At 70.9% G+C, this 1,014-nt stretch carries 1 protein-coding gene and 1 pseudogene; both read left to right on the plus strand.

Annotated features, from left to right (window positions below):
• Positions 1 to 360: pseudogene (locus AC1DOC_RS34950) on the plus strand (tRNA (adenosine(37)-N6)-threonylcarbamoyltransferase complex dimerization subunit type 1 TsaB); the annotation flags it as partial.
• Positions 361 to 421: 61 nt separating this feature from the next.
• Positions 422 to 964 carry a ribosomal protein S18-alanine N-acetyltransferase gene (rimI, locus tag AC1DOC_RS34955; RefSeq protein ID WP_015867823.1) on the plus strand — a complete coding sequence of 181 codons (543 nt, stop codon included), beginning with the start codon at positions 422 to 424 and terminating at the stop codon, positions 962 to 964.
• Positions 965 to 1,014: the final 50 nt, after the last annotated feature.

A 1,014-nucleotide genomic window follows, 5' to 3' on the forward strand; every position in this document is an offset into this window, starting at 1 on the left:
GACCAGCTCTATGCCGCGCGCTACGACTTCGATGGCGGCGGGGCGCTGGGCGGCGCGGACGGCGAGCCGCTGCTGCTCGCGCCCGAGGCGCTTGAAGTGCCCGCCGGCTGGTCCCTTGCCGGCAACGCCTTTGCCGCCTACGGCCCGCGCCTGGCCCCGGCCGCGGCGCGCCACGAGGTGCTGCCCACGGCCACCGCCATGCTGCGGCTGGCGCCCGCGCTGCTGGCCGCGGGGCGCACGGTGGATGCGGCACATGCCTGGCCGCTCTATGTTCGCGATAAAGTGGCGCAAACCACCGATGAGCGCGCCGCCATCAAGGCGGCCGCCCTGGCGGGTCCACCTGTTGCCAACCAGTCATGAGCGCCGCGCCGGGCCGCCCCAAGCAAGCTCGCGCCGCAGTGCGAAGCACGAAGGTCATTGAATGAGCGCCGTCCTCCAGCCCGTCGAAGCCCGCCTCGAGCCGCTCACCGTCGAGCGGCTCGATGCCGTCTGCGCGGTCGAGCAGACGGCCTACAGCCATCCCTGGACGCGGGCCAACTTCATCGATTCGATGGCGGTCGGCTACCACTGCCAGTGCCTGCTGGCCCCGGTTTCGCGGCCCGACCTGGGCACGCCGCTCACCAGCCTGGGCGAGACGCTGATCGGCTACTTCGTCGCCATGAAGGGCGTGGACGAAGTGCACCTGCTCAACATCACCGTGGCGCCGGCCTTCCAGCGCCAGGGCTGGGCGCCGCTGATGCTCGAGGCGCTGACCGGCTGGTCGCGCGCGCAGGGCGCGCAGTGGCTCTGGCTCGAGGTGCGCCAGAGCAACCGGCGCGCGCTCGACATCTACATGCGCCAGGGTTTCCGCAGCGTGGGCGTGCGCAAGGGCTACTACCCGGCCCATGAAGGCAAGCGCGAGGATGCGGTCGTCATGAGCCTGCGATTGAACGAATCAGGCTCTGCCTGGGGAGCCTTGCGATGAACGCGGTACAGACACTGAAGCTCGACGCCCGCCAGCGCGCGATGCTCGAC

The sequence above is a fragment of the Variovorax sp. 01T439_2 genome (assembly GCF_056398445.1).